This window comes from Chakrabartyella piscis (genome assembly GCA_030067835.1).
Lineage (GTDB): Bacteria > Bacillota > Clostridia > Lachnospirales > Anaerotignaceae > Chakrabartyella > Chakrabartyella piscis.
Window position 1 is genome coordinate 26,358 of record CP092441.1, and the last position, 23,394, is coordinate 49,751.

Here is a 23,394-nt window from a genome sequence, read left to right on the forward strand (position 1 = left end):
CAAGAATATAGAAAAATCACAAAATCATTGCAAATCCAAACAAAAAACCCCATAACAAATGTTATAGGGTCAGACTGTCAAAAAACCAAAATCAAGATTCCTCATTACATTTGGAATGACAGCGCATAGGTGATACATTCTCCTTATTGTCATGCAGAGGAACAACATGACGAAGTATCTTATCTTTTCAACTATTCACTATTCATTCTTCACTGGCGTAACTTGGTTATGCCAATGGTTTTTGGCTGATTTTCTTAGATTTTCTTGGGTATTGCTTTGGTGTTTCTTTGATTTTTTCTATAATCACCAAATTATGTGCCAATTCGGTATATGGGATTTGGATATCGATGATTTCCTTAACCACACCGCCTAAAATCTCCAATGCTACTTTGGATTCTTCCAATTCACGTGACACATCAGGACCTTTCAGTGCCACAAAATAGCCACCTACTTGTACATAAGGCAAGCAATATTCTGCCAAAACAGACATATTGGCAACCGCTCTTGACACACAATGGCTAAATTGCTCTCTAAATTCTGGGTTTTGACCACCGTCTTCTGCTCTACTGTGTACGAAATTGACACCTGAAAGTGCCAAGGAATCTGTCACTTCTTCGAGGAATGTCAGACGTTTTTGGAGTGCGTCCAAAAGGGTAATTTCCACATCTGGACATGCAATCTTCACTGGCACACCTGGAAAACCAGCACCAGTACCCACATCGATGATGGAGGAATTTTCGTCCAATTCCAGATATGGCACCAAACTCAAGCAGTCTGCAAAGTGTTTCAACACCACTTCCCTAGGGTCTGTGATAGCGGTCAGGTTCATTTTTTCGTTCCAGTCCAAAAGCAAATCGGAGTATGCCATAAACTGGTCTGCCATTTCTTCTGTTAAATTGACGTGCATTTGGTTTGCACAGTCCATTAAAAGTTGTTTGTTGTTCATAAATATTCTCCTAAAGGCAAAGTCAAGGTCAAGTGCAAGACCGTGGGACTCTGTCCCACCCCCAGCAAGCGTGCGACGCTTGACCCGATAGGCGAAAACTACGTTTCCGCTGGTGGGATTGATGATGATTGTAATGAATTTATGGTTTTGGTTGTTGATTACGGTCGATTCGTGAATCGCACCTACCAGTGACGATAATTTTACGTTTCATCGTAGGGGATGGCGTCCTCGACATCCCGTTTGGGTTTTTCGCAATGCATATTGGTGTTTTGTAGCATTGCGGTCGATTCGTAAATCACCCCTACCAGTGACAATAATTTTACGTTTCATCGTAGGGGATGGGTTTCCCATCCTGTTTTGTTTTCGATTTACGGACACCCGCAAGGGGTATCCCTACGAGTACCAAAATTTATATTTTGCCAATTTGTTGCATTGCATTTTGTAGGGGATAGCTGTGCTGTCCCGTTTGGTGATTTACCCAGTGCATATTGGTGTTTTGGGGTATTGCGGTCGATTCGTGAATTGCCCCTACAGTACCAAATATTCCCTATTTCTCTGCAAAAATGTAATTTTTGCTTAATGGGTCAAGGGATAAGTCCCTTGCAGGGTTTGGGACAGCGTCCCAAGGTCTTTCTCTTATTCTTTTGATCTTGTTCTTTTTCTTTGTTCTAAGTAAATGAGCAGCACAGATATATCCGCTGGTGATACCCCTGTGATTCTGGAAGCATGACCAAGGGATTCTGGTCGAATCAAATCCAATTTTTGGCGTGCTTCGATACGCAAGCCTTGGATATCTGCATATACAATATCTGTTGGTAGGAGTTTATTCTCCAATTTCTTGAACTGATCCACTTGGCTCATTTGTTGGGCAATATACCCTTCATATTTGATTTGGATATTCACTTGTTCTTGAATTTCCAAAGTGAGTACTGGTCTATTTTCATCAAGAGGTGCCAATTTTTCATAGGTGAGCTCTGGGCGTTTCACAAGATCTGCCAATTTCACACCAGACTTAATGAGTGCACTATTGTTTTGTTCCAACAATTCCAAAACATATTCTTTTGGTGCTATGGTAAGTGTTTTCACCCTTGCAATTTCTGCTGCAACTGCCGCTTCTTTGTCACGCAATTTTTGCATACGTTCTTCATCGATAAGTCCCACTTCATAACCAATGGGTGTCAATCTTTGGTCTGCATTATCCTGACGCAACAACAATCTAAATTCCGCTCTACTGGTCATCATACGATATGGTTCTTTGGTACCTTTGCTGATGATATCATCCACCAAAACACCGATATATCCATCAGAACGTCTCAAAATCAAAGGATCTTTTTCTTGGATATAACGCACAGCATTGATACCACCCAACAAACCTTGGGCTGCTGCTTCTTCGTAACCTGAACTACCATTGAACTGACCTGCACTGAACAAACCACCAATTCCTTGAACTCCAAGGACAACTTCAATTGTGTGGCATCGATACAATCGTATTCAATTGCATAGGCAAAACGAGTGATTTCGCAGTTTTCCAAGCCTGGTACAGTACGATACATTTCGATTTGCACATCTTCTGGCAATGATGAGGACATACCTTGGATGTACATTTCTTCGGTGTCCCAACCTTCTGGTTCTACAAACAATTGATGGCGAATTTTATCTGCAAAACGCACCACTTTATCCTCAATAGAAGGACAATATCTAGGGCCTGTACCTTCAATGACACCACCGTATAATGGGGATCTATGCAAGTTGGCACGAATCACATCATGTGTACGTTCGTTGGTATAGGTCAGGTAGCAAAGACCTTGTTCCTTTTCGATATCTTCTGGTGTATTGGTGAAAGAGAAAGGTACAATTTTCTCATCACCATATTGTGGTGGTAAAGGCTTATCCAAATTGAAGGAAAAACAGGTGAACTCACTGGTTCTTCCTGATTTGAAAATGATACAAGCGATGCCCATATCCAATAGGTTTTGACTGAGTTTGGTTGCTGGCAATCAAATTATTGGGTCCACAAGGTGTGATGGATTCCCCATGAAACAACGAGCTTTCATATAAGTACCCATACAAAGAACTCTGCTGATGCAAAGGAAACAATGGCATGCCATGGTGAAGGAACACCAGCAAAATCGAAACAACCAAAACTGTGGAATAATCACAACCATGAAACAACCAAACCAAGATGTTTCATTTTATTCAGGAAGATAAATAATTGGAATGTCATTTTAGGGGCTTGTGCACGCCCGTAATGAGACTGAAGGATCTTAAAAACAACCAAAACCATAATTGTAGTAGGGGATGGGTTTTATCCCGTTGATTTATTAGAGGTATCTTATGAATATTGATTTTATTTCAGATTGCATGACCTTTTGTGTGTTTGCTGTGTTTGTGTTCATTGGGGCATTGTGGCTGGTAAAGATTCCAATTTGATGGCAAATATGGTGGTTTGGTGCTTCCATTCTGGCTGATTTTCGTTACCATCATCACAACATTGTTGACTTTGACCATGACCTACTTCTATTTCTTGCAATTCCAACAGCAGTTCTTTGGTTTGTGTATGTGTCAGCAGGCTCTATTTTAACCCAGTCAATACGGTGATTTGGAATTGATATTTTTAATTTGTGACGGTAGGAGAAATCTTACCGTTTGCTTTTTTGGAGGTGGATTCCATGAAATGTAAAAATAGCGAGTATGGTTTTTCTTTCTTTTATGGTGTCCGCCTGTACATCTACATCGGTCGAACCATCGTTGGCGGATTACAACAGATTACGGAAGAATTTTGGAAACACCAATTTTGGAGTGTACCATCACAACAGGAGAACAAATTTGGTGCGTGAAGTTTCCTTTGCTGTGGTTGGTGAACATGGTGCATAGTTACCAATACAACAAGCATATGACTGGGAAACAAGAACCTATTGATTTCTCTCATAATTTCCAAGATATGAAAGAATATTTCACAGGATATGACTTTGTTTTGGGAATTTGGAAACCACATTGGTGGATTTGCAGCAGATTATCCCATGTTCAGTAAATGAGTTTATGGAAACCCAGATTGGGTTTAACGTACTTTCAACTGCCAATGACCATATATGGATGCAGGTGCTGCTGGAGTGGTGCGAACCTTGGATGTGTTGGATGCAGCTGGAGGATCACTTTGGCACATATCGTTCAGAAGAAGAACAAAACGAAATCTTAATCATAGAAAAGAATGGTTTGGAAGTTGCGTTTTTATCCTATACAATGGTACCAATGGCTTGCCAGTGCCAGAAGATTATCTGGTGAATGTGGAACGAAACCACAATGGTGGAACCAGACAAGCTGAAGAAATGGCAGACCTAGTTGGATGATGCCACAATGGGAAATAGTATGAATCGGCACCAAGGGAAATCCACAAAGCGTGGATAGATTTGATGATCAAAGTGGAGCAGATACCATATTTCAAGTCAAACATGTGTTGCAACCTATGGAATATCGCCAAATAGAACAACCAATGGCGAAATTACAAATGGCTTTGTCATTCCCTAGGAAATTTCATCTCATCACAAACAGATCCACCAAGAAATGCATCCAAGTATTGTATTTGACAGTGGAACAAGTGGTGAACAGACTTGCCAACGGTCAAAGAAGTGGAATTTATGCCAATTTGGACACAATTCCAAAACGTGAACTATCAAAATCATTTTGTGGTGCGTAGCGTTTACGATATGTTGTCTCTATCAGAAGAAGAACAAGATGCAATGATTCGAGCTAAGGATCAAGTGCGTCTCATAGAAATACATGACGAAACAGCCAGTTTCCTATTGGGCGAAGAAGTGCCCATAGAAGAAATACAAAATATATATACATTTCCAAAACCAGAAATAGTGGAGGAGGATTGAATATGGAGAAAGAGTATATAAAAGAATACGTCGATTATTTGACCGAGGATTTGGACAAAACCAACATTTCACATCAGTTGTTTTTGCGTTTCAAAGACTTGATTATAGAAGGCAAATTGCCAACAGGGTATATGTTACCCAATGAAAACACAGTCAGCGAGTTGTTGCATGTGGGTAGAAGTACTTTGCGTGAAGCATATACAGCATTGGCGGTGTTTGGGTTCATCAAACGTTCCAAAGCAGGCACCATTGTTTGCGAAGTGGAAGATATGATCCATGTAGCACCATTTTCTATGACAGTGCAAAACTCAGAATTACACGATTTACTGGAGTTTCGGTATATGTTGGAAGCAGAAACCGCCAGTTATGCAGCCAAAAGAGCAACACCAGAGGATATTACAAAGATTCGTGATGCATATGAGCAGATGATTTCCAATAAATCAGATGTCAATTTGTTTTGTGATGCAGATAGCCAGTTCCATACATACGTTTCAGAAGCGTCACATAATATGTTGCTTCATAATACCATGATGGCGGCTAAGGAATCCTTTGAACATGGGATACGTCTGGCAATGCGTGAATCATTGACCCAAAACCCAAAAGCAATCGAAGTAACTTTGGATTTGCATGGGAAGTTGTTGCATGCAATCGAAATTGGCGACTACCAAAAGGCTTATGCTTTGATGCGTGAACATATTTCATATGTGAATTTGACAGTAAAATATGGGTGATTTGGACTAAAAACGAATGGTGAATGGTGAATGACTAAAGACATTGATATCATATAAATGGATCATTTTTTTCTTAATAAAAACCAATCATTATATAGTAAATACACATTATAATTCAACCTTGTAAATGCCCTAAAATACTTGATTTTTCAGGGTTTTTGTGATACAGTTGGTAAGGTTAATAAATATTACTATTATATAAAATTTTAAAATATAAAGTTTACGTCCACGCTTTTCAAAGGGTGGCAGGGTGGTGGGACAGAGTCCCACGGTCTTGCACTTGACTTTAATCTTTTTAGGAGGAAATTATGGATTTTAAATTGGAAATTGCAAAACAACTTTCTGTGGCATCTGAATTGCCAGTGGAAGAAATTTTGTTTATGTTGGAAGTACCAGCAAATAAAGAAATGGGCGATTTCGCTTTCCCATGCTTCAAATTGGCTAAAACATTGCGTAAAGCACCACCAATGATCGCAAATGACATCAAAGAAAAACTTGTGATCGGCGATGCAATTCGTGAAATCAACGTAGTGGGCGCATACATTAATTTCTTTGTGAACCAAGGAAACTTTACAGAATCCGTTTTGACAAAGGTGTTGGCAGAAGGCACTGCATATGGTCATAGCACTTTGGGTGCTGGCAAAGCAGTGGTAGTGGATTATTCTTCACCAAATATCGCAAAACCATTCCATGTTGGGCATTTGCGTTCCACAGTAATCGGTAATGCAATTTGCAAAATCCACCAAGCACTTGGCTACACTGTAGAAGGTGTCAACCATCTTGGCGATTGGGGTACACAATTCGGTAAATTGATTGTGGCATACAAACTTTGGGGTTCCAAGGAAGCAGTAGAAACAGGTGGAATCCAAGAATTGATGCGTATTTATGTATTGTTCCACGATGCAGCCAAAGAAAAAGACGAATTGAACGATGAAGCTCGTGGTTGGTTCGTGAAAATGCAAGATGGTGACGAAGAAGCGTTGACTTTGTGGAAATGGTTCTACGATATCAGCATCAAAGAATTCGATCGAGTTTATGAAATGCTTGGTGTGAAATTCGATGCATACACAGGCGAAAGCTTCTATAATGATAAAATGGCTCCAGTTGTGGAAGAATTGAAAGAAAAAAATATCCTCAAAGAGAGCGAAGGTGCTATGATTGTCGATTTGGAAGACAAAAATATGCCACCATGTTTGATTATTCGTAAAGATGGCGGTACATTATACGCAACTCGTGATATCACAGCTGCTTTGTATCGTAAAAAAACATACGATTTCGTAAAATGTATCTATTTGACAGCTTTGGATCAAAACTTGCACTTTGCACAATGGTTTGAAGTCATCAATCGTATGGGATATGATTGGTACAAAGATTTGGTGCATGTACCATTTGGTTTGGTTAGTCTCGAAAGTGGTAAATTGTCCACTCGTCAAGGAAATGTTATCTTGATGGAAGATTTGCTCAACCAAGCAATTGCTGAAACAGGCAAAATCATCGAAGAAAAGAATCCAAACTTGGAAAATAAAGAAGAAATTGCGAAACAAGTGGGTATCGGTGCTGTTATTTTCAATGATTTGTACAATGGTCGAATCAAAGACGTTGTATTCTCTTGGGAAAGAATGCTCAACTTCGATGGTGAAACTGGCCCTTATGTGCAATACACACATGCCAGAGCTTGTAGTATCTTGAAAAAAGCAGGAGATGTTTCCTTTGCAGATGTGGATTATTCTTTGATTTCTGATGAAGCATCCATGGATGTTTGTAAATTATTGGCTGATTTTCCTGTGAAATTGGAAGATGCAGCAAGAAAATACGAACCATCTATCGTTACAAGACATATGGTTGCAATTTCTCAAGCCTTCAATAAATTCTACCATGACAACCCAATCCTTAATAGTGAAGATGATGTGAAATTGGCTAGACTTGCAGTGGTAGTGGCAACCAAAACAGTTCTCAAAGAAGGACTTCGCATTTTGGGTATCAATGCACCAGAACAAATGTAATTGTTTCACGTGAAACATACCACCTTATGAAAATAGGGTGGTTTTTTATTGCAACATTTTAAATATAATAATATTGTTGTATGGGCGATTCATGAATCGACCATAATCTTTAAAACAAAATTTTCAATGTAAAAATCACTGTTTCACGTGAAACATCCAGTAAAAACCAAAGAAAAAACCTGAATTTTACTATGAAACCCCATCAAAATATGATATACTTAATTTATCAAACAAATTAAAATTTTAGAGTAAAAGCAGACAGAAAGGATAAAATAATATGGGTAAAGTCAGAATTATAGCAGTTACCAACCAAAAAGGTGGCGTTGGAAAGAGTACAACAGTCATCAACCTTTCTGCTTGTTTGGCGGAAGCTGGTAAAAAAGTACTTGCAATTGACGTTGATCAACAAGGAAACACCACAAGTGGCTTAGGTTTGGATAAAAACGGTATGGAACAGACTATTTATAACGTGTTTTTAAACGAAATTGGCATCGAAGATATTCGCCACAAAACAGTTGTAGATGGTTTGGAAGTGATTCCTGCAAATATCAGCTTGACTGGTGCAGAAATTGAGTTAATTGGAAAAGAAAATAGAGAATTTGTATTGAAGGAAGAATTGGCAAAAATCAAAGATGAATACGACTTCATTTTGATTGACTGTCCACCTTCCTTGAATTTGATTACAGTAAACGCTTTGATTGCAGCAGATACGGTTTTGGTGCCAATTCAATGTGAATATTTTGCATTGGAAGGGTTGGAGCAGCTCCTATATACCATCAATTTGGTGAAAAAACGCTTAAATCCAGAGTTGGCAATCGAAGGAATTGTGTTTACCATGTACGATGCAAGAACAAATCTTTCCATGCAAGTGGTGGAAGAAGTGAAACGAAGCCTTGGAAATACGGTGTATCGCAGCATCATTCCAAGAAATGTGCGTTTGGGTGAAGCACCAAGTCATGGTTTGCCCATTCATTTGTATGATCCAAAATCAAAAGGAACAGAAAGTTATAGACTTTTGGCTGAAGAAGTTATGGATAAGGAGTGGAATTGATGGCTGTAAAGAAAAAAGGACTTGGATCCAAAGGACTTGGAATCGAAGCATTGATCAATACAAAAATGGACGATTTGAAGGAAACAGCAATGCAAAACACTGCACAAATGGGTGATTCTTCACCAAAAGAGCTGGATTTGGATATGATTGAGCCAAATCGTAAACAACCACGTCGTTATTTTGATGAAAAAGCATTGGAAGAATTGGCTACATCCCTCAAAACCTATGGTATGATTCAACCAGTAGTGGTACAAAAAAATGGCGATTATTATGAATTGATTGCTGGTGAAAGACGTTGGAGAGCTGCAAAAATTGCTGGACTCACCAAAATTCCAGTGGTTGAAAAATCTTGGGAAGCTGGCGAAGCATTTGAAGTGGCTTTGGTGGAAAATATCCAACGTGAAGACTTGAATCCTTTGGAAGAAGCAGAAAGTTACAAGCGTTTGCAAGAAGAATTTGGCTTGTCACAAGAAAAAATTGGTGAAAAAGTAGGCAAAAGTCGCTCCAATATCACAAATATGATGCGTTTGTTGCAATTGGACAATCGTGTGAAGAATTTCCTTTGGGAAAATAAGATTTCTGTTGGACATGCACGTGCTTTGCTTGCCATTACCGATGGTGAAGCACAATTTGATATGGCAGAACACGTCATTGATGAGGAATGCAGTGTGCGTGAAACTGAAGTTTTGGTGAAAAAATTCTTGGAACCAGAAGAAGAAACCACCAAACCAGAAAAAGAAGTGGCTGCATTGGTCAATAAACGTGAATTGGAAGACTCTTTGAAATCCATTTTCGCTACAAAAGTGAAGATTTCAGCAAACAAAAACAAAGGAAAAATTGAAATTGCCTATTTCTCAGAAGATGAATTGGATAGACTTTTGACAATTATGAAACGGATGGAAGTGTAAATATGAGCTTTTTGACAGATAATTTGGATTATGTGTTGCTTGGCTTTGGTATTGCTGTTTTGATTATGCTCATTTTTTGTATCGTTACATTTGTGTATGTGATGGAACAAAAGAAAAAGTATGAGTTTTTTATGGGTTCTAAGCGAAGACCTAGCCACAACTTAGAAATGAAATTGGAAGAATATTTCCGTGTTACAAAACAAGTAGAAGAAAATTACAACAAAGTTTTGGATATGGTGCTGGATATTGAAGAAAATATGCGTTCCAACGTACAAAAAGTAGGTTTGGTGCGTTACAATCCATTTGATGAAATGGGTGGGAATCTTTGTTTTGCGTTGGCTCTTTTGGATCAGGATGACAATGGTGTTGTGCTCAATGGGATTCATAGTCGAACTGGTTCTTTCACCTATGCAAAACCAATTCAAATGGGTGTGAGTATCTATTTGTTGTCAGATGAAGAAATTGAAGCAGTAGAAGTGGCTAAAAATCAAACATTTAAGCCAAAACATGAAAAAATCATGAAAATCAAGTTCCGCAAAAAATTCAAGAAATACGATAACCAAGAAAAAATGGTTCCTGTTGTGGAAAATGAAGATAAGAAAATGGAAAAATCACTGGGTGATGTGACCCATTCAGAACGTGAACAAATCCAAATGGAAGAACAATTGGCAGGAAAAATTGCTTCTGTAGATGCCATCAATGAAGATTATTATGACGAAATGTATCCAGATGCAAGTGCTGAAGAACTGATGGCTATGGATGTGGATGTTTTGTCAGCACAATTGGAAAACTCCATTGCAAGTATGGAACAACAAATGGGACATGCACATAGCGATGAAGAACTCCACGATATGGCAAAAAAAATGGCAGCAATTCTGCGTATGGAAGAAGTGAAACGTAAAAAAGATAGGGAACTTTCAGAGGAAGAAGAAGCACTTTCCAATACAAATTTGCGTCGTAAAGTACGTATGGAAAAACGTGTTTTGGTGGAAGAAACCGATGAACAAGTAGAAATTGAAGAAAAAAGTCCAGAAGATAAAGTGTAAAAATCAATGCTTGTTGTATGTGTATCGTAGAACAGGCATTTTTTATCAGTAGAATGACCTGTGTAAAAATAGTAGAAATTGCAGGATATCAACAGGGAAATGGGATAACTGAAGAAAAACTGTGTATAACTCGGAAAAATACTGTGGATAAAGTGGATAAAATAACTAGGAATACTGATAATTGAAAGAGTTATCCACAAGTATAGAAAGTTAGGAGATGGAAAAATGGCGTATCAAATTATATTTTCAGACATGGATGGTACTTTATTGGAGGACGATATTCATATATCAGAAAAAAATCAAGAAGCAATTGCAAAGGCAGTTGCAGCTGGCAAAGAAATGGTGTTGTGCACTGGACGTGGTGTTTTTGGCACAGAAGTGATTTTGGAACACTTGGGTCTTAAGGGGCAAAAGGGCTATGTCATCACACAAAATGGTGGTGCTGTGTATCACTTGGAAACCATGAAATTGGCTTGGAAAAAAGGCTTTTCCCCAAAAGAATATGCAAAGTATGCAAAATTAGCAGAAGAAATGGGTCTTGAAGTCTATTTTTATGACAATCGTAAATTTATGGCAACTCATTTTACAAAGGAAGTAGAAAACTACTGTGCAGTTATGGGCACTGAAGCCATTATTTTGACAGACTATGAAAATTATGATGGTGTGTTTACAAAAAGCCTGATCAATGGCAAAAAAGATAAACTTTTGGCAGTCCAAGAAGTTTTAATGAAAGAAATGGGTATGCAGTTGGATTCTTTCTTCTCCAGTGATCATTATATGGAAGTGGTTTTGCGTGGTGTAAATAAAGGTTCTGCCATGAAACAAGTCTTGGAAATCATGAATATTCCTGTGACAGATGCCATTGCCATTGGCGATAGTGAAAACGATTTATCCATGATTCGTGAAGCTGGTCTTGGCGTTGCTGTGGCAAATGCACCCAAATATATTCAGGATGAAGCCGATTATGTGACAGAAAATGATTATAAACATAGCGCAGTTGCAGAAGTGATTGAGAAATTTATCTTATCCTAATTGTATTTGCATTTGGGTCGGTGTGGGCATAGACACCTACGTTTTGTTATTTATAATTCAGTTATTATATGTTTTAATATCTAATCTTTTGAATAAAGTTTGGGTCAAGCCTTTTCAAAGGATTGCAGGGGTTGGGACAGAGTCCCAAGGTCTTATACTTGACTGTATCTTATCTTTTCAGGTGGTGTGTTTCATTGCACCACTTTTTTTATGGTGAAAATCACGTTTTTCTGTAAAAATAAGGATTTTAATTGGGATTTGTGGTATGATGAAACTGAGTTATTTTGTAGAAAAATAGGAGGTTTTTGTATGTCAGAAATACAGGAAATAGAATTAACTTTGGTGGAACAAACTGCTTTGGATGGTGCCAATTATTTCCGTCAAGGATTGAATTGTACAGAGTGCGTTTTGATGAGTTTTCGTGACAACTGTAACCCAGAAATACCAATGGAAGCTTTTGCAATGTGCACTGGTTTTGGCGGTGGATTTGCCAATACTCGTAACCATACTTGTGGTGCAATCACTGGCGCAATTATGGCATATGGTAGTATCATCGGTCGCAAAAATCCATTTGCTAAGGAAGAAATGCGTGACAAAATCACAGAACTCCATGGCATCTATCATACAATGGAACCCATGATTCGTGAAATGGAAGCAGAATTTGGTGATAACTTCATTTGTAAGGATTTGTCCGCAGTACATGGAGACTTTGAAGGCAAAGCAAGAAAACGTAACTGTATGCAAATGGTGAAATTCTGTAGTGGTGTTGCAGCAAAATACGCAGAACTTGCAAAAAAAGAACAAGGAGATTGCATAGAATGATGAAAAAAATAATTGGTTTGTGTGCCATTTGTTCCATGTTGATGGTAACAACGGTGTTTGCACATCCAGAAATTACAGTGACAGTTGACGGGAATCAGCTTGCTTTTGACCAACCTCCAGTCATTATTGATGATCGAACTTTGGTACCGATGCGTAGTATTTTTGAAGCTTTGAACTGCGAAGTGGTTTGGGATGAAGCCAGCCAAAGCATCACAAGTATCCATGAAACCGACGTTTTGCTGATGTATATTGGAAAAACAGACTTGTATCGCAATGGTGTGGTCATCTATGAAATGCCAGTGGAAGCACAAATCATTAATGGTAGAACCTTGGTACCTGTGCGTGCAATTTCCGAAGCACTTGGTGCAGAAGTTTTGTGGAATGGTGAAACTTACGAGGTGGATATCACATCTGGTGGTAGCACAAGCGAAACCTATTCCAGTGGTGTCTATACCCAAAATGCAACTGATGCAAATGGCTCTGTTATAATCACTGGTAAAGTGACCTATCCTTCAGGTGAAATGACAGCAGATGAAAAGTCCGCCTATGAAACACAAAGTAAAACACTTTTGGCAGATTTTATGAGCATGTATAGTGGTGCTGCAACTTCCAGTTCTCCATTTTCTGTGGAATATGCTTTGGATTTGACACGTTGTGATGGTGTGTACACTTCCTTTGTTGTGACAGAATCCGCAACCATTGGCAGTGCTTCCATCTCCGATAAATTTGGTGTGGTGTATAACGCAAGTGGCAAAGAATTGGATATTTCTGATGTGGTTAACGATAGTAATTCTGAAATTGAGGACTTCTTGGTGGCTTCTTTCTTGGCTTTGGCAGAAGAATCTCCAAGTAAATTCAATGATGATGTGGAAGATGATATTGAGGATCATTTGGAGGATGTGACCTTCTATTTGACCGATAGTGGCATTGGTTTCTTGATGCCAGCAGGCACCATTGCACCAGAAAGCTCTGGAACCATTGGATTTGAAATTACATATAACGTGTAATATTGGAGGTGTAGCAATGCAACCAAAATATAAAAAGAAATCTACGTATTTCATTGTAGCAGGAATGTTTGTGTTGATTGGAATTGTGGGTGCTGTCATGGTGGAAATGCGTGGTTTGCCAAAAAGTGCAATGCTCATTATTTTGCTGGCTACCTTTGGCAGTGCTGGAAAACAGTTGGTTTGGTATTACATGAATCGTGATTGTTTTTTGGAAGATGATGATAATAGCCATCAATTGTGAAATTTGAAGTGGAATTGTGGGTGATGAGATGGAGTTGCCAAAACGAAAGCAATTGCGATTAAAGGAATATGATTATAGTAGTAATGGTGGGTATTTTATTACCATTTGTACCCACGCCCATAAATGCCTATTTGGCAATGTAGGGGCAGATTCCATATCTGCCCGTATGATAGATGAAATATTTCATAAAACAATAAATGAGTATCAAAATATTTTCTGTGATAAATACGTGATTATGCCAAATCATTTTCACGCAATCATTGTGATTTCACGGGTGGATATGGAATCCACCCCTACAATATCGCAGATCATACAATCATTCAAAAGGAATACAACAATTGAATATATCAAACTGGTGAAATGTGGTGTTTTGCCACCATTTGATGGTCATATCTGGCAACGTTCCTTTTACGACCACGTCATTCGTAACCAAAAATCCTATGAAGAAATTTGGCAATACATCGACACCAATCCACTCAAATGGGAATTGGATAGATATTATGTAGAATAATAAAAATAGATTTATACCACTGCAAGCTGTCATTCCAAATGCAATGGGGAATCTTGACGTTAAAACAACAGTGGATTTTATTATCCATCTACCAAAGAAATTCACAAACTGTAGGACTAGATTCTATATCTGCCCGTAATCAAAAGGAGGAACTACCATGTCTACTTTATTTGTGCAATATCCAAAATGCACCACCTGTCAAAAAGCAAAGAAATTCCTAGATACCAATGGTGTGGATTACATGAGTCGTCATATTGCAGAAGAAAATCCCACAAAAGATGAACTTATGTTGTGGCATGGAAAAAGTGGTTTGCCATTAAAAAAATTTTTCAACACCAGTGGTTTGGTGTATAAAGAAATGCAACTCAAGGACAAACTTGCCACAATGAGCGAAGATGCACAATTTGAATTGTTGGCAACCAATGGTATGCTTGTGAAACGCCCAATTGTTGTGGGTGATGATTTTGTTATGGTTGGATTTAAGGAAGCAGATTGGACAGAACGCTTGATTTGAGGTGGTAAAAAAGGGTGGATTAGAATTGTAAAACTCAAGACCTTAAGAACTTTTTCCTATCGAGAAAAGTTCCCCAACCCCTTCAAAAACACTCTTTTAAAGATATTTAAGACCTTAAGGCTTTGCCTTAACAACCACCATACTTTGAAAAGGCTGGACCTAAACTTTATTTAAAGGCATTTTGTACAAATGCAAGTTTTGAAAAATAGGTATTTTGACAGTCTGAAGGGTGGCTATGGAATCCACCCTACATTTTTATTTGATTCATTTACTGACCATAGGTTTCTTCCATATCCAAAACCAAATCATAACCATCCCATACATATGTATCTATAACACCATCGCTGGCAGAATTTTGACCAAAACTGATTACAGTACCATCTTCTTTTGCTTCAATTGAAGAGGAAATGATTTCTTCTGCATTGGCTTTTTGGAAGGTTTGCAATTCTGGCACATACACATACAAATCATAGCTACAATTCTTGGTACCGCTACCCATTTGCACTTGCAAATCCACAAATCCATCGAAATTCAAATCTGGATATCCCACAAGTCCATTTTCCTTAGGGTAACACTCTGCATCCAATGTAAACACATCTTCTCCATCACTTTTTGCAATCACCAAATCATAGACCACACCTGAAACCTGAGTGCCTTCCAACACAAATGCAATACCATCTGGTTGTGCAAATGTGGTTACAATAGATGTAATGTCATCATAATTTGTGCAGATGATGGAATTTGCAACTACATCTGGCAATGGGTTAAATTCCTGTTCTTTGCATTGATATCTTGGCTCTGCTGTGACTACAAGTTCTTTTTCTGGTGGCTCCATAACCAAGATGCTTTCTGCTGTTTCTTCTGTTACATCTTCTGCTGTTTCTTCTGTTACAGCTTCTGTTACTACTTCTGCTACTACTTCTGTTACTGTGTCTGTTGATGTTTCTATTTCAGCTGTTTCTTTTTGACAAGCAGTTGTGGCAAACACAACACACGCCAATAACAATAAAATATGTTTTTTCATATGGTATCTCCTTTGTAAAATATGGATTGTGGTACAGCAGTTGTGTTTATCCTTTATTGATTTGACCCTTGCATAATTTCGATAATGGTTTCATCCATTGGTGCCATACCTTTTGCAGAAATGATACCCAAATTTTTGGTGGTTTCTTCCACGTTTTGACCTAAGATACCAAAGGAATTTGGCATTGCAATCCCTTGCATGGCTATGTTTGCAGATAAAATTGCAGTGTATACGCCAGTAGAGGCTTTCAGTGCACATCCAATGCTACCACCATCACAAATCATACCCGTCAAATTGGCAGCCATATGATCCATTGCAGCAGAAACCGCTTTTGCATCTCCACCCATCAAATACACAATACCGCCAGCAGCGCCGCTACCACCACCCAAAACGCAACCACAAAGAGCAGACAAACGTCCTGTGTAATGCTTGCTATAAATGGTGATCATACCGCTCAGTGCCAATGCTCGCAACAAAGCTTCTTCTGTGGCTTTCACATGTTTTGCATATGCCACAACAGGCAATGAACACAAAATTCCATGGGAACCACTGCCCACAATGCTCATAGCAGGATATGGCAACCCAGCCAAACGTGCATCCATAGCAGAGCATGTCAATTTTTGTGCCTGTGCCAAAACACCCTCACCCATAAACATCATATCCATAACGCCCAATCCCAAACCAGTGCCAACAGCACCTTTTTCTGACAAAAAGACATTCATTTCAATCATATCACGTAAAAATAGGATTTCTTCCAAGTCCACATTTTTTGCATAGTCCACCAAATCTGCAATGGTGATGGCATCAAAATTTAAGTCTGCCACTTCTGCTTCTTCTGTCAATTCCTTTTGGAACAACACTTCTCCATCTTTTGCCAAGTATACAAAATTGCCATGTGTTTGTGCAATGTGTGCTTCTGCAACACCCAAATCTGTTGTGATTTTTGCAGCAATCCAAATGAAATCCTTATCCCCATCTACAGTGGATTCCACAGCAATTTCCTTTGCTACAGCAATATCACCATCGGTAATGTCACGCAAGCATTCTAAGCCCAATTCCCATTTGCCACCCACAGCACCCAAAGCAGCAGCCAAAGCAGTTCCAATTTCATTGGTTGCTGGTATGCCACAGGAAAAACCATTTTTGTAGACACCACCATTGGTACAGACAGAAATGTGTTGGATTTTGCCACCAATGAGAACATAAGCACGTGATGTACACAATGCAACAGCACCCACTTCTGTGACACCAAGAGCTGGCTTGCATTCTTGTTGTAATTTCATTGTATATGGATTCATAATCAGTCTCCTTTGGTCAAATTTATAGGTTGTTTTTTATTTATAGTATACTGGATAATCCTAGGTTTTTCCAGATAATTTTGTGATTTTACAGTGATTTTTTCTGTGTTATTATGGGTGTTTGTGGTATATCAATATGGTGTAAGCAACCTATGCTTGAATTGCAAGAAAAATACAAAACCAATGTCATTCACGGTAGGGTTTGCCCACAAAATAACAAAGAATCTTTCCTTTGGTTTCTATTACACACCCCATTCATGAATACATCATGAAAAATACTTGTTTTCCCTTGCAACTTCCCACAGAACCATGTAAAATAGAATGATAACATGATATACTTGTCTATATTGTATAGACCATTTACATATAAAATTCCTAGAAAGGAGACTTGTTTATGAGTGACTATCATTTTGAGAAAAAAGATCCAGATTTCGATATGACCATACGTTTGGATACCATCAACGAACAAGTCAAACAACACGAATTATCAGAGGATGATTTGGGCGATAAAAACGCCTATTTGGATATATTTGAATCAGAACATTTTGGCGAAGAAACCACACCATTGCCACCAGATCAACCAACAGCATACGATGCTTTGAAAAATCGACCACACCAAAAATCAAAAAATTACTGGAATAATCCCAAGTTTTATGGAATTTTGGCATTGGTTTGTGTCATTTTGGCAATTATGGGCTTTGCATTTGCCAGAAATGTATTGTCCACCACAGAAGAAGTGCCTGAAGTTGCAGAAGAAGTCATTTTGACCACTGCTGCTTATTTGGTGGAGGATTCTATGGGTTCTGGTGAATATTCTGTTCGCAACACAACAGATTCCACCACAACCACCATCATCATCAACAAAGATACCCAAGCCACAGATGCAAAGGGCGATACCCTTTCCACCAATTCCATGAAAATGGGTGATTTGGTTTGGTTGACCTTAGACGAAACCCAAACAGCAACTGAAGTTTCCTATGAAAATATCACACAAGTCCAAGAAACCAATATCCAAGTCAGCGATACTCTTTTGGATGGTGACAATGGCTTGCACACCTACAGCAGTGATGCCATTTTCCAATTCAAAGGCAAAGAAAAAGCACCTACAGATTTGGAACCTTCTGATGTAGTTGTACTCTACTCCATTGATGATGTGGTTTGGTCTGTTGAAATTTTGGAATATCATGGATTTTTATCTCTATCCAACGTGGATAGCATTGTAAATGGAGTCATTGAAATCAATGGTGGTGCACCCATTTCCATTGATACCATTGATCGTTTTGTGTTGCCTGCTGGTGAGCATACCATCTCCATTTCTGGTGACACAGTGGAAACCTCAACTGACACCATTCATATTGTGGCAGACCAAGAATATTTCTATGATTTGGCAAATGCCCAAACCAAAATGGGCGTTGTACTCATCCAAAGCAATGTGGATAACCCAAGGGTTTATATTGATGGTAGCCTCATCAACAATTCAGAAACCATTGTATTGCCCTATGACACATATGACTTGGTGGTTCTGAAAAATGGATATGAAGAATGGAATTCCACCATCAAAGTGACCAATACCACCATGACCGTTGGTGTGGAAATGATCCAGATGGCTTCCGATATTGGTGTATTGTCTCTAACTGCAAACGTAGATGGAGATGTGTATATAGAAGGTTCTTTGATTGGAGAAACACCACTTGATATTTCATTACCCTATGGTTCCTATCATGTGGAAGTGAAAAAAACAGGTTATGATCCCTTTATCACCAAAATTTATATCAATACCAATATGATTTCTTTGAGCGCTGACTTGCATGAAATCATAGATGAAGAAGAAATTGAAGAAGAAGATGAGTAAAATCAGTGAGCAGTGAGCAGTGGTCAGATAAAGCCATATGGTTTTGGGCGGAACAACACAGGGGTTGTTCCCTACAGTGTCTCCCATAATTGTAGCAACACAGTTTTGTCATTCTGAGGAATGTTTTGCAGCGACGAAGAATCTTTGGTTTTCACTATCCACTATTCATTCTTCACTAGCAAACTTACAACAGCAATACGTGGATATTCCACAAATCATATACTTTGTAACAACAATATCACTATAAATGAAATTGAGGAGGTTTTTCACATGGAACACATGGAACGTTACAATCAATGGTTAGCCGATCCTTCCATTGACGCAGAAACAAAAGCCGAACTACAAAGCATTGCAGCAGACGAAAAGGAAATCAAAGAACGCTTCTACCAAGAACTTGATTTTGGTACAGGAGGTTTGCGTGGTATCATTGGCAATGGTAGCAATCGTTTGAATACATACACCGTAGGCAAAGCAACCCAAGGTTTGGCAAACTACATCAACAAAGAAGGCACTGGTGCAAAGGGCGTTGCAATCGCTTATGACTCCAGAAATATGTCACCTGAATTTTCAGAAATCGCTGGTTTGGTTTTGGCAGCAAATGGCATTCCAGCTTACGTATATCCATCTTTGCGTCCTACTCCAATGCTTTCCTTTGCAGTACGTCATTTGGGATGCACAGCTGGTATCGTCATCACAGCAAGCCACAACCCACCAGAATACAATGGCTACAAAGTATACTGGGAAGATGGTGCCCAAGTAGTTGCTCCACGTGACACAGGTATCATTGATGAAGTAAACGCTGTTTCCGATTATGGTCAAATCAAACGCATGGATTTGGATGCTGCAATTGCAGAAAAACTCTATGTGGTTTTGGATGAAAGCGTTGACGAAGCCTTCTATGAAAACGTTTTGGCACAACGTGTGTATCCAGAATTGGCAGAAAAAATGGGTGATGATTTTGGTATCGTTTACACACCAATCCATGGCTCTGGTAACATTCCAGTGCGTGAATGTTTGGAAAAAGCTGGTTACAAAAACGTTTCCATTGTTGCTGAACAAGAATTGCCTGATGGCAACTTCACAACAGTAGGATATCCAAATCCAGAAGATCCAAAAGTGTTCGCTTTGGCTCAGGAATTGGCAGAAAAAGTTGGCGCTGATGTGATTGTGGGCACTGACCCTGATTGTGACCGTGTAGGTGCAATGGTGAAAAATGACAAAGGTGAATATGTTGTTTTGACTGGTAATATGGTGGGTGCTTTGCTGACAGATTATATCATTTCTGGCAAAGTTGCAAAGGGTACAATGTCTGCAAATGGCGCTGTCATCTCCACAATTGTAAGTACAGAATTGACCACTGCTATTTGTGCAAAATATGGCGTAGAAAAAATGGATGTTTTGACTGGCTTCAAATTCATTGGCGAAAAGATCAAAGGTTTCTTGGAAACAGGTTCCCATGAATATCTCTTTGGTTTTGAAGAAAGCTATGGTTGCTTGGCTGGTACATACGCTAGGGATAAAGATGCTGTTGTGGCAACACTTCTCATTTGTGAAATGGCTGCATACTACAAAGAAAAAAGCATGACTTTGTATGATGGTTTGCAAGCACTCTATGCAGAACACGGTTTCTTCTGTGAAGGCGTAAAATCCATCACTTTGTTGGGTCTTGATGGCGTTGAAAAAATCAAACGCATCATGGCATCTCTTAGAGATAACACACCAGCAACATTTGGTGGCAAAGACGTTGTAGAAGCTCGTGATTACAAAAACCAAGTGTTCCAAAACTTGCAAACAGGCGCTGCTTTGGACAATACATTGCCAAAATCCGATGTTTTGTACTATACTTTGACAGACGATACATGGATTTGTGTGCGTCCTTCTGGTACAGAACCAAAACTGAAATTCTATATTGGTGTCAAAGGCGAAACTATGGCAGATGCAAATGCTAAAATTGCTGCTGTAGAAGCTGATTTGGATGAAAAAATCGCTGCTATTGACTAAAATTGCGTAAAAGCAACGTAGGGTCATGGTTTCCTTGACCGTAATTCAAATATAAATTACATAAAAGAAAAGAGCCTAAAAGGCTCTTTTCAGACTGTCAAAAAAGTCAGCATAAGCTGGCTTTTTTTGGTATAATGAGGTTGAGGTGATGACAAATGTTGAGTAAAGAAGAAATCAAAAGAACATCAGTAGAAATCATAAACATAGATATGCTCGTTCCAGAAAATCATTTATTAAGAAAAATAGATAAAGCCGTAGATTTTAATGAAATTTATTCATTTGTGGAAGATTTGTACTGCTCAAACAACGGCAGACCTAGCGTTGACCCTGTTGTTCTCTTTAAAATGGTGTTTATCCAACATTTGTATGGAATTCGCTCTTTACGCCAAACGGTAAAAGAAATTGAAATGAATATTGCCTATCGCTGGTTTTTGGGCTATACCCTCAATGATAGTATTCCGCACTTTGCTACCATTAGTTATAACTTCAACAATAGATTTAAAGAAACAGTGGTAGAAAAAATTTTCGCTTGGATTTTAGGTGAAGTTGAGAAAAAAGGATATTTACGTCCAGAAGTTGTGTTTATAGATGCAACGCATATCAAGGCAAATGCAAATTTAAAGAAAAACATCAAAAAAGAAATACCTGTTGCAGCTAAAAAGTATGAAAAGCAACTTTTTGAAGAAATCAATAAAGACAGAGAAGATAATGGAAAAAAGCCTTTTGATGATAAAAATGACCCTCCAAGAACAAAAACAATCACCACTTCTACAACAGATCCAGACAGCGGTTTGTTCCATAAGGGCGAACATAAAAAGTGCTTTGCATATGGTGCACATACCGTTTGCGATAAAAATAACTTTGTATTAGAAACCGTTGTAACACCTGGAAACATCCATGATAGTGTTGTATTTGATGAGGTTTATCATAAAGTGACAGAAAAATATCCAGAAATACAAGTGATTACAGCTGATGCAGGATACAAAACCCCATGGATTTGCAAGCAAATATTTGATGATGGAAGAATACCCTCTTTGCCTTACAAAAGACCAGTGACGAAAAAAGGAAATTCACCATGGTATGAGTATGTTTTTGATGAATACTACAACTGCATCATTTGCCCAGAATATCACGTTTTACCATATACAACCACCAATCGAGATGGCTATAGAGAATTTAAAAGTTACAGTTATATTTGCGAAAAATGTGAAAATCTTTCAAGGTGTACCGAAAGCAAAGACCACAGAAAGGTAGTCACCAAGCACATCTGGTGGAAATATTTAGAAAAGGCAGAGGATGTGCGGCATTCTCCATTAGGAAAAGACACCTATGCGTTGAGGAGCCAAACCATAGAACGGGTTTTTGCAGACGCAAAGGAGAAGCACGCAATGCGATATACATATCATAAAGGCTTGGCTCAGGTTTCAAAATGGGTGAAGCTTAAATTCGCTGCAATGAACTTAAAAAAACTGGCAACATGGAGTAGTAAGCAGTATATGTTGTTTGTAGAATATGCGTTATTTATACGAAAGAACCCTATTCCAAGGTGCGGAATAGGGTTCTTTGACAGTCTGAAAAGAGCCTAAAAGGCTCTTTTTTTGATGTATTATGGAAAATATAGGCATCACAAAATTCTGCGTCACTATTATCTTGCTTTTTACCACCAGTCGTATTATAATTACCTAAAAAAACGACAGGAGGTTATTCTATGAAATTTGGATTTATTGGTGCAGGAAATATGGTCGGTGCCATTGTCAAAGGTATGACCATCGGTACACAAAGTTTCAAAGGTTCTGATATATATGTCACCAGCAAAGGTAAGGTCTCTGCACAGAATTTGGCAGAGGTTTGTGGTTGTCATTTCTGCGAAACCAGTGTTGATGTGGTTGCCAATAGTGATGTTGTCATTTTGGGTGTGAAACCCCATATTTTGGAACAAATTTTGCCGGATTTGTTGCCTGTTTTTACAGAGAAAAAACCCATTGTGGTATCCATTGCAGCAGGTAAAACTTTAGATTATTTGGCTAGTCTTTTGCCAGCAGAAACCAAAATTTTACGTGTGATGCCAAACATCAATGCAAAAATTGGTGCTTCCACAAGTGGTATTTGTGGCAATGCTTTTGTCACTGAAACAGAAACCACTTTGATTACAAATATGTTCCAAACTGTTGGCAGTGTGATTCCCATTGACGAAGCCTATTTCTCACAATTTATGGTCATTGGTGGCTCATCTGTTGCCTTTGTTTACCTTTACATGGATGCTTTGGCACATGCAGGTGTGAAAGCTGGACTTTCCAAAAAACAAGCATTGGAAATTGCAGCAGAAACGGTTTTGGGTAGTGCCAAAATGATTTTGGAAAGTGGCGAAGCACCTTGGCAATTGATTGATCAAGTTTGCTCCCCTGGTGGCACCACAATTGAAGGTGTTTTGGAACTCCAAGCAAATGGTTTTGAATCCACAATTGCAAAAGCATTTGATGCTGTTTTGGCAAAGGATAAACTCCTTGGTGCACCTAAAAAATAAAAATT

The 23,394-nt window shown here is 38.7% G+C and carries 23 protein-coding genes and 1 pseudogene; 18 read left to right on the forward strand and 6 right to left on the reverse strand.

Annotated features, from left to right (window positions below; translation table 11 throughout):
• Nucleotides 1–226 precede the first annotated feature (226 nt).
• From rsmG to MJY40_RS00170, 3 genes and pseudogenes are all read right to left on the reverse strand, one after another.
• Nucleotides 227–946 (reverse strand): 16S rRNA (guanine(527)-N(7))-methyltransferase RsmG, encoded by a 720-nt coding sequence (gene rsmG, locus MJY40_RS00160; RefSeq protein ID WP_317855057.1) that lies wholly within the window; start codon nt 944–946, stop codon nt 227–229.
• Between the two features lie 636 nt (nt 947–1,582).
• Nucleotides 1,583–3,033: pseudogene (gene mnmG / locus MJY40_RS15505) on the reverse strand (tRNA uridine-5-carboxymethylaminomethyl(34) synthesis enzyme MnmG); the annotation flags it as partial.
• Nucleotides 3,034–3,338: 305 nt separating this feature from the next.
• Entirely contained in the window at nt 3,339–3,482 is a 144-nt protein-coding gene (locus MJY40_RS00170) for a hypothetical protein (protein ID WP_317855096.1), read from the reverse strand.
• Between the two features lie 243 nt (nt 3,483–3,725).
• On the opposite strand from MJY40_RS00170, the gene MJY40_RS00175 reads away from it, so the two are divergent.
• Both MJY40_RS00175 and MJY40_RS15605 read left to right on the forward strand, forming a co-directional pair.
• The gene (locus MJY40_RS00175; RefSeq protein ID WP_317855097.1) at nt 3,726–3,977 is read left to right on the forward strand and encodes a hypothetical protein; all 252 of its coding nucleotides are present in this window, start codon (nt 3,726–3,728) and stop codon (nt 3,975–3,977) included.
• The gene (locus tag MJY40_RS15605) at nt 3,944–4,228 is read left to right on the forward strand and encodes a CapA family protein (protein WP_416387509.1); all 285 of its coding nucleotides are present in this window, start codon (nt 3,944–3,946) and stop codon (nt 4,226–4,228) included. The genes MJY40_RS00175 and MJY40_RS15605 overlap by 34 nt, the downstream gene beginning before the upstream one ends.
• Here the strand turns inward: MJY40_RS15605 and MJY40_RS15610 are convergent.
• Nucleotides 4,218–4,397 (reverse strand): hypothetical protein, encoded by a 180-nt coding sequence (locus tag MJY40_RS15610; RefSeq protein ID WP_416387490.1) that lies wholly within the window; start codon nt 4,395–4,397, stop codon nt 4,218–4,220. The two genes, MJY40_RS15605 and MJY40_RS15610, sit on opposite strands and share 11 nt — an antisense overlap.
• Nucleotides 4,398–4,554: 157 nt before the next feature.
• Between MJY40_RS15610 and MJY40_RS00185 the strand changes: the two genes are divergently transcribed.
• The 12 genes from MJY40_RS00185 (at nt 4,555) to MJY40_RS00240 (ending at nt 14,690) form a co-directional block, all read left to right on the forward strand.
• A complete protein-coding gene (locus MJY40_RS00185) occupies nt 4,555–4,824 on the forward strand; it encodes a hypothetical protein (protein ID WP_317855099.1) in 270 nt (89 codons plus the stop codon).
• 2 nt (nt 4,825–4,826) lie between these two features.
• The gene (locus MJY40_RS00190; protein ID WP_317855074.1) at nt 4,827–5,555 is read left to right on the forward strand and encodes a FadR/GntR family transcriptional regulator; all 729 of its coding nucleotides are present in this window, start codon (nt 4,827–4,829) and stop codon (nt 5,553–5,555) included.
• Between the two features lie 308 nt (nt 5,556–5,863).
• A complete protein-coding gene (gene argS, locus MJY40_RS00195) occupies nt 5,864–7,558 on the forward strand; it encodes an arginine--tRNA ligase (RefSeq protein ID WP_317855100.1) in 1,695 nt (564 codons plus the stop codon).
• Between the two features lie 277 nt (nt 7,559–7,835).
• Complete coding sequence (locus tag MJY40_RS00200) at nt 7,836–8,609, forward strand: ParA family protein (RefSeq protein WP_317855076.1); 774 nt, start codon at nt 7,836–7,838, stop codon at nt 8,607–8,609.
• Nucleotides 8,609–9,517: a ParB/RepB/Spo0J family partition protein gene (locus tag MJY40_RS00205; protein WP_317855101.1), complete on the forward strand. Its 909-nt coding sequence runs from the start codon at nt 8,609–8,611 to the stop codon at nt 9,515–9,517. The genes MJY40_RS00200 and MJY40_RS00205 overlap by 1 nt, the downstream gene beginning before the upstream one ends.
• A gap of 2 nt (nt 9,518–9,519) precedes the next feature.
• A complete protein-coding gene (locus MJY40_RS00210) occupies nt 9,520–10,563 on the forward strand; it encodes a DUF4446 family protein (RefSeq protein WP_317855079.1) in 1,044 nt (347 codons plus the stop codon).
• A 225-nt stretch (nt 10,564–10,788) separates the two neighbouring features.
• Entirely contained in the window at nt 10,789–11,595 is an 807-nt protein-coding gene (locus tag MJY40_RS00215) for a Cof-type HAD-IIB family hydrolase (RefSeq protein ID WP_317855102.1), read from the forward strand.
• 309 nt (nt 11,596–11,904) lie between these two features.
• Nucleotides 11,905–12,417 (forward strand): C-GCAxxG-C-C family protein, encoded by a 513-nt coding sequence (locus MJY40_RS00220; protein ID WP_317855082.1) that lies wholly within the window; start codon nt 11,905–11,907, stop codon nt 12,415–12,417.
• On the forward strand, nt 12,414–13,424 hold the full coding sequence (locus MJY40_RS00225; RefSeq protein ID WP_317855083.1) for a stalk domain-containing protein: 1,011 nt from the start codon (nt 12,414–12,416) through the stop codon (nt 13,422–13,424). The genes MJY40_RS00220 and MJY40_RS00225 overlap by 4 nt, the downstream gene beginning before the upstream one ends.
• 16 nt (nt 13,425–13,440) lie before the next feature.
• Nucleotides 13,441–13,665, forward strand: coding sequence for a hypothetical protein (locus tag MJY40_RS00230; protein WP_317855084.1), 225 nt, complete (start codon nt 13,441–13,443; stop codon nt 13,663–13,665).
• Nucleotides 13,666–13,681: 16 nt separating this feature from the next.
• Nucleotides 13,682–14,176: a transposase gene (locus MJY40_RS00235; RefSeq protein ID WP_317855085.1), complete on the forward strand. Its 495-nt coding sequence runs from the start codon at nt 13,682–13,684 to the stop codon at nt 14,174–14,176.
• 157 nt (nt 14,177–14,333) lie between these two features.
• Nucleotides 14,334–14,690 (forward strand): arsenate reductase family protein, encoded by a 357-nt coding sequence (locus MJY40_RS00240; RefSeq protein ID WP_317855086.1) that lies wholly within the window; start codon nt 14,334–14,336, stop codon nt 14,688–14,690.
• 268 nt (nt 14,691–14,958) lie between these two features.
• On the opposite strand, the gene MJY40_RS00245 is transcribed toward MJY40_RS00240, so the two are convergent.
• Together MJY40_RS00245 and MJY40_RS00250 are read right to left on the reverse strand one after the other, a co-directional pair.
• Nucleotides 14,959–15,714, reverse strand: a complete 756-nt coding sequence (locus tag MJY40_RS00245; protein WP_317855087.1) for an XAC2610-related protein — start codon at nt 15,712–15,714, stop codon at nt 14,959–14,961.
• Nucleotides 15,715–15,767: 53 nt separating this feature from the next.
• Complete coding sequence (locus MJY40_RS00250; protein ID WP_317855088.1) at nt 15,768–17,012, reverse strand: L-cysteine desulfidase family protein; 1,245 nt, start codon at nt 17,010–17,012, stop codon at nt 15,768–15,770.
• Between the two features lie 394 nt (nt 17,013–17,406).
• On the opposite strand from MJY40_RS00250, the gene MJY40_RS00255 reads away from it, so the two are divergent.
• The 4 genes from MJY40_RS00255 to proC all read left to right on the forward strand — a co-directional run bounded on the left by MJY40_RS00255 (nt 17,407) and on the right by proC (nt 23,389).
• Nucleotides 17,407–18,864, forward strand: coding sequence for a PEGA domain-containing protein (locus tag MJY40_RS00255; protein ID WP_317855089.1), 1,458 nt, complete (start codon nt 17,407–17,409; stop codon nt 18,862–18,864).
• A 270-nt stretch (nt 18,865–19,134) separates the two neighbouring features.
• Entirely contained in the window at nt 19,135–20,865 is a 1,731-nt protein-coding gene (locus MJY40_RS00260; protein ID WP_317855090.1) for a phospho-sugar mutase, read from the forward strand.
• 155 nt (nt 20,866–21,020) lie between these two features.
• A complete protein-coding gene (locus MJY40_RS00265) occupies nt 21,021–22,451 on the forward strand; it encodes an IS1182 family transposase (protein ID WP_317855091.1) in 1,431 nt (476 codons plus the stop codon).
• Nucleotides 22,452–22,573: 122 nt separating this feature from the next.
• The gene (gene proC, locus MJY40_RS00270; RefSeq protein WP_317855092.1) at nt 22,574–23,389 is read left to right on the forward strand and encodes a pyrroline-5-carboxylate reductase; all 816 of its coding nucleotides are present in this window, start codon (nt 22,574–22,576) and stop codon (nt 23,387–23,389) included.
• The last annotated feature ends 5 nt before the right edge of the window (nt 23,390–23,394 follow it).

Coding starts and splice junctions, on each gene's coding strand:
- MJY40_RS00240 (WP_317855086.1), top strand. CDS start 14,334: ATGTCTACTTTATTTGTGCAATATCCAAAATGCACCACCTGTCAAAAA.
- MJY40_RS00225 (WP_317855083.1), top strand. CDS start 12,414: ATGATGAAAAAAATAATTGGTTTGTGTGCCATTTGTTCCATGTTGATG.
- MJY40_RS00210 (WP_317855079.1), top strand. CDS start 9,520: ATGAGCTTTTTGACAGATAATTTGGATTATGTGTTGCTTGGCTTTGGT.
- MJY40_RS00205 (WP_317855101.1), top strand. CDS start 8,609: ATGGCTGTAAAGAAAAAAGGACTTGGATCCAAAGGACTTGGAATCGAA.
- MJY40_RS00215 (WP_317855102.1), top strand. CDS start 10,789: ATGGCGTATCAAATTATATTTTCAGACATGGATGGTACTTTATTGGAG.
- MJY40_RS00250 (WP_317855088.1), bottom strand. CDS start 17,012: ATGAATCCATATACAATGAAATTACAACAAGAATGCAAGCCAGCTCTT.
- argS (WP_317855100.1), top strand. CDS start 5,864: ATGGATTTTAAATTGGAAATTGCAAAACAACTTTCTGTGGCATCTGAA.
- MJY40_RS15610 (WP_416387490.1), bottom strand. CDS start 4,397: ATGTTTGACTTGAAATATGGTATCTGCTCCACTTTGATCATCAAATCT.
- MJY40_RS00190 (WP_317855074.1), top strand. CDS start 4,827: ATGGAGAAAGAGTATATAAAAGAATACGTCGATTATTTGACCGAGGAT.
- proC (WP_317855092.1), top strand. CDS start 22,574: ATGAAATTTGGATTTATTGGTGCAGGAAATATGGTCGGTGCCATTGTC.
- MJY40_RS00200 (WP_317855076.1), top strand. CDS start 7,836: ATGGGTAAAGTCAGAATTATAGCAGTTACCAACCAAAAAGGTGGCGTT.
- MJY40_RS00260 (WP_317855090.1), top strand. CDS start 19,135: ATGGAACACATGGAACGTTACAATCAATGGTTAGCCGATCCTTCCATT.
- MJY40_RS00220 (WP_317855082.1), top strand. CDS start 11,905: ATGTCAGAAATACAGGAAATAGAATTAACTTTGGTGGAACAAACTGCT.
- MJY40_RS00230 (WP_317855084.1), top strand. CDS start 13,441: ATGCAACCAAAATATAAAAAGAAATCTACGTATTTCATTGTAGCAGGA.
- MJY40_RS00265 (WP_317855091.1), top strand. CDS start 21,021: ATGTTGAGTAAAGAAGAAATCAAAAGAACATCAGTAGAAATCATAAAC.
- MJY40_RS00255 (WP_317855089.1), top strand. CDS start 17,407: ATGAGTGACTATCATTTTGAGAAAAAAGATCCAGATTTCGATATGACC.
- rsmG (WP_317855057.1), bottom strand. CDS start 946: ATGAACAACAAACAACTTTTAATGGACTGTGCAAACCAAATGCACGTC.
- MJY40_RS00245 (WP_317855087.1), bottom strand. CDS start 15,714: ATGAAAAAACATATTTTATTGTTATTGGCGTGTGTTGTGTTTGCCACA.